The sequence below is a fragment of the Acidiphilium sp. AL genome (assembly GCF_025499445.1).
GTDB lineage: Bacteria > Pseudomonadota > Alphaproteobacteria > Acetobacterales > Acetobacteraceae > Acidiphilium > Acidiphilium iwatense.
Genome location: NZ_JAIMBZ010000052.1, coordinates 11889 through 16569, shown reverse-complemented (window position 1 = coordinate 16569; position 4681 = coordinate 11889). Strand labels below are relative to the sequence as shown.

The window sequence follows — 4681 nt, the reverse complement described above, 5'->3', positions numbered from 1 at the left end:
TCCAACCAATCTTCCGGCGCCAAGAAAACCAATCAGCCGGAGACCAGCCACCAAAACCACCGCGGGGTGGAGCAGCCCGGTAGCTCGTCAGGCTCATAACCTGAAGGTCATAGGTTCAAATCCTATCCCCGCAACCAGAAAAATGAAGTAATTCAAACCATTAAAGCCGCCGAAAGGCGGCTTTTTGCTGTCCAGCGTACTAGGGCAGTCTTAGGGTAATTTAACTCGAATTCCCTAACCTGATAGGCTATGGTCACGATCTGCCTTTGATCCTCAACCGTCGCACGGTGCGCGCCAAGGAGGTCTCATGCCGACCGTCGAGCTGCTGGGTGGAAAAATTCAGATTTATCAGCGCGGCAATAGCCGGTTCTGGCAGGCGCGCGCTTCTGTCGGTGGCAAGCAGCGCCAATACAGCACCAAACAAGAAATTCAGGATCTGGCCGCCAAGGCGGCCGAGAGCTGGTACTTCAAGCTGCATGGCCAGCAGCGGGCTGGCGTGCTGAATGACCGCCCGACCTTCAAAAAAGCCGCCGAACAGTTCCTGAAGGAATACGGGGTTATCACCGAGGGTGAGCGCTCCCAGAAATGGACCGAAAGCCATGCCATCCGGCTGCGGGTGCATCTGGTGCCGTTCTTCGGGAGCCTGCCGCTCGACAAGGTGACCCCCGGCAAGGTCCAGGAATACCGGGTGCACCGGATGACGAGTTATGCCGAGCCGAACCCGCACTCAAAAGGCCAGCATAAGCCCAAGGCCAAACCGCCGGCGCGCAGCACCTTGCATGATGAGGTAGTGACGCTGCGCATGGTGCTGAAAACCGCCATCCGCCATGGTTGGCTCACGCATCTGCCGGATCTGTCGCCGCCTTACAAGACCCAGGGCAAGATCACGCACCGGGCCTGGTTCAGTCCCGAGGAGTATAAGCAGCTATATGAGGCGGCGCGGGCTTATGCCAAGGAACAGATGCGCGCCCATTACAAATGGAATGCCGAGCAGGTTTATGATTTTGTGCTGTTCATGGCCAATACCGGCCTGCGCCCGGACGAGGCGTTCAATCTGCAGCACCGCGATGTCACCATTACCCAGGATGATAGCAGCAAGCAGGAGATTCTGGAGATCGAGGTGCGCGGCAAGCGCGGGGTGGGGCATTGCAAGAGCATGCCGGGTGCTGTGCGGGTGTATCAGCGATTACTGGCGCGGGCGAAGCCGGTGCATGGCGAGTCTCGGCGCGAGCGGCAGTTGCGGCGGAAGGCCGGTGGCGCAGCACCGATGGTGCCGGACCCGGAATATCCGAAGCCGACGGACCTTGTGTTCCCTGGCAATCACATCAAACTGTTCAATAATCTGCTTGAGCGCGCTGGGCTGAAGCTCGATCGCGATGGAAAAGCCAGGACTGCCTATAGTCTGCGCCATACGTATATCTGCATGCGCCTGATGGAAGGAGCCGACATCTATCAGGTGGCGAAAAATTGCCGGACTTCGGTTGAGATGATCGAGAAGCATTACGCCATCCATCTCAAGAACACGCTCGATGCCGCAGCCATCAATGTCATGCGCAAGCGGGCCGGGAAAGCGAAGACAAAAGCCGGTGCGGGGAAGGGCGCAAGGAAGGCGAGAGAGGGTAGTGCGGAACTGGATGGGGACGGGGGGATTGAGGTTGATTGAGAGCCGGGCGCAGGCCCGGCCAGAGAGCGAGCCGCTTGGCGGATCGCCAAGAAGCGCACCCCTTGCGGGTGCGCAATCAGGGGCTTGGCCCCGCTTAACGATATTCATCCTTCCTTCAAAACGCGTTGGCGATCAGCATCTCCTTGGTGCGAGTGGTGTAGCGCGTATCCATCCGGTGAAGGCCGCGCGACCTTGGAGCGGTCAGCATCTATGATTAGTCCTTCTTTTTGGCGATCCGTGTCCGAGCTGAACTGGACCCTGCAGTGAGGACCAGCCCCGGGTGGAATTAAGGTGGAAGCGGCGCCGCTCTGACCTCCATGAAAATCAAGCTGCCTTTTGCTGCTGTTGTGGCTGTGGGTATGTGGGCAACGCGCAAGCGTTGTCCAAGCTTGTCCTCGGGACAAGCGTCATATCCACAGCCATCGGCGGCAGTACGTTGCCCATTTCCGCGCGCCAGACCTCCATCGGCGCACGGTTGCCTAAAGCCTGGTGAGGGCGTCGGCGGTTGTAAAAGTTCATCCATTGGGAAATCCCGGCACGCGCCTCGATCCCATCGGCATAGAACTTGATGTAGATATCCTCGTATTTCAGCGATCGCCAGAGCCGCTCGATGAACACATTGTCCATCCAACGGCCCTTGCCATCCATCGAGATCTTGATCCCCGCCGCAGTCAGCGCGCCGGTGAATTCGGCCGAGGTGAACTGCGAGCCTTGATCGGTATTGAAGATCTCCGGCTTGCCGAACCGCGCCAACGCATCTTCCAGCGCCGAGACGCAGAAGCTTACATCCATCGTGTTCGATACCCGCCAAGCCAGCACCGCGCGGCTATGCCAGTCCATGATCGCCACCAGATACAGAAACTCCCGGCCGATCGGCAGGTACGTGATATCGGCGCACCACACCTGATTTGCCCGGTCGATCTTCAGATCCCGCAGTAGATACGGATAGATTTTGTGACCTGCACCCGGCTTGCTGGTCCGCAGCTTGGGACCTAGCGGCACGATCCCCATCAGCCGCATCAGCCGCCGCACCCGCTTGCGGTTCACGCGTAAGCCATCAGCCCTCAGCAGCGCCACCATCCGTCGCGACCCCAGGAACGGCCAGCGCAGGAACAGTTCGTCGATCCGCCGCATCAGGTCGAGATCGTTGTCGTTCGCCGGCCGGCGCTGTCGATACACCCTAGATCGGGCCACATGCAGCATTTCGCATTGCCGGCGGACCGATAGATCAGGATGGTTCCGGTCGAGCTTTGCTCTCCGATCCGGCGCGCTCATTTGCCGAACCTCCGTGCGAAAAATCGTTCTCGATCGTCAGCTGTCCAATCTTCGCGTGCAGCTTCTCGATCGTCCGGTTCGAGGCCGCCTCAGCATCTTGGCCGATCTTCGGATCAAACACCCGCGCCGCATGCTCCTGCAACTGCTTCTTCCACGCGTAGATCTGGTTCGGGTGAACCTGGTAGCGGGTCGCCAAATCGGCCACCGTCGCCTGCTCACGCAACGCTTCCAAGGCAATCTTCGCCTTCAATGCCGCATCAATCGTCCGTCTGGTTTTGCTCATAATCCGCTCCGTTTACCACAACAGAGCGGCGCCTCGTCCAATTAAGCCGGTGGTCCCATTTTCCGGGCCCAGTTCAAGCAGCGTTACGACGATTGGCGATGCGGCCGAGGGCGATCCTGATCTGAAGTTCCTCGATCTCCTCCGGGTTCCAGTCTTCGAGATACTCCGACACTTCGGCATGATCTGGGTGTTTGGCGTCTGCGAGGGCATTGAGCAGATTGTAATAGCCAGGAATGCCGCCGCAGTCTTCGGGCGGTGCGCTCCACGCACCGCCGATATAGCGTGGATAGGACACGCCAGGTTCGGCTTGACGGATGGCAGTCACGGTCAACCGATGTGCCCAGGAATCACCAAAGTCATACATGTAGTCGATTGTGGTCCTGCGGGGTGTGAGCACGTCGCGCAGGCGGACTTTGTCCGCCTGGAGACGAGGCCCCACGCCCCAGTCCTCTTCCGTTGACAACCCATAGGTCTGCCCGTCAATCGTGAACTCCCAAAGATGGTAGTCGAACCACCCCATGGTGATCTGGATAATGTCGTGCAGCACCTTGAGGGTGATTGAGGTCGGGACCTCCACCTCGCGCCAGATTATCGGATCGGTGTCCAGCAGGTGGATGCGGACTTTGCAGATCTGGTTGAAGCTGTCCGCGGCGGAAGTGTCGCTCTTGGGTGTCTTGCTGGGCGGGCTCATGTCGCTAGTTTGGCAGACCGCTCCGCCCAATTCCAGGGCATGAGTTCGTCGATCCGGTTTACCGGATGGCTGGCGATGCGCGCGAGGATATCGGCGAGCCAAGCCTGCGGATCGACATCATTCATTTTGGCCGTTGTGATTAGGCTGCACATCATGGCGGCCCTCTCTCCACCGCGGTCCGACGCGGCTTCATAATGCCCAGAGTCTGGGGCAAGAAGTTGAGGTTGCATATCCTTTCCACCCGCTGTTCCAGCGACCTGCAATCGTAGTCGCCGATCAACTCCACAACGGCAGCCGGCATCTGACTCTTCGCTCAGGAGAGGGGCCTTCCTTCTTGGTACCGGCCTGGATGATCGATCCGAAGGCAGCGTCGGTCAAGATCGTTGATACCCCGTGCATTTCGATCGCGCGGCTTCTCGATCTACGAGCGTTCTTGGATTCGGGCCTAGCCTTTCATCTGGGGGAACAACTCCCCGAGGGAGGCTTTGAACCGCGCCGGGAATCCTGGAGGCCATTTTGTTTGACTCAGGCGACCATAGCCAGCTCGTTCAGTTGTTCATAGTAGCGCGCCTCGGCCTCGGCGGGTGAGATGTTGCCGATCGGCTCGAGGAGACGCCGGTGGTTGAACCAGTCCACCCATTCGAGGGTGGCGAATTCGACCGCTTCGGCATGGCGCCACGGCCCGCGTCGGTGGATCACCTCCGCTTTGAACAGGCCATTGATGGTCGACCAAGTTGGTGGCCGCAGAGGAGCTCGGCTAGCCGTTGTA

Annotated in this window: 3 protein-coding genes, 1 tRNA gene and 3 pseudogenes; 3 read left to right on the top strand and 4 right to left on the bottom strand. The window is 59.3% G+C overall.

Features of this window, described 5'->3' with window-relative positions:
* Positions 1–60: 60 nt before the first annotated feature.
* Positions 61–137 (top strand) — tRNA-Met (locus tag AiwAL_RS17990).
* A 170-nt stretch (positions 138–307) separates the two neighbouring features.
* Positions 308–1663 carry a site-specific integrase gene (locus AiwAL_RS17985; RefSeq protein ID WP_262313227.1) on the top strand — a complete coding sequence of 452 codons (1356 nt, stop codon included), beginning with the start codon at positions 308–310 and terminating at the stop codon, positions 1661–1663.
* A 432-nt stretch (positions 1664–2095) separates the two neighbouring features.
* Here AiwAL_RS17985 and AiwAL_RS17980 read toward each other — a convergent pair.
* The 3 genes and pseudogenes from AiwAL_RS17980 to AiwAL_RS17970 all read right to left on the bottom strand — a co-directional run.
* Positions 2096–3221, bottom strand: a pseudogene (locus tag AiwAL_RS17980) (IS3 family transposase); the annotation flags it as partial.
* A 73-nt stretch (positions 3222–3294) separates the two neighbouring features.
* Complete coding sequence (locus AiwAL_RS17975) at positions 3295–3912, bottom strand: plasmid pRiA4b ORF-3 family protein (RefSeq protein ID WP_235706254.1); 618 nt, start codon at positions 3910–3912, stop codon at positions 3295–3297.
* Positions 3909–4100 (bottom strand): annotated as a pseudogene (locus tag AiwAL_RS17970) (transposase domain-containing protein); the annotation flags it as partial. The gene AiwAL_RS17975 and the pseudogene AiwAL_RS17970, both read right to left, overlap by 4 nt.
* Before the next feature lie 17 nt (positions 4101–4117).
* Here AiwAL_RS17970 and AiwAL_RS20480 point away from each other — a divergent pair.
* Positions 4118–4474 (top strand): DUF5372 family protein, encoded by a 357-nt coding sequence (locus tag AiwAL_RS20480; protein ID WP_408851904.1) that lies wholly within the window; start codon positions 4118–4120, stop codon positions 4472–4474.
* Here the strand turns inward: AiwAL_RS20480 and AiwAL_RS17965 are convergent.
* Positions 4438–4681: pseudogene (locus AiwAL_RS17965) on the bottom strand (IS3 family transposase); the annotation flags it as partial. The gene AiwAL_RS20480 and the pseudogene AiwAL_RS17965 sit on opposite strands and share 37 nt — an antisense overlap.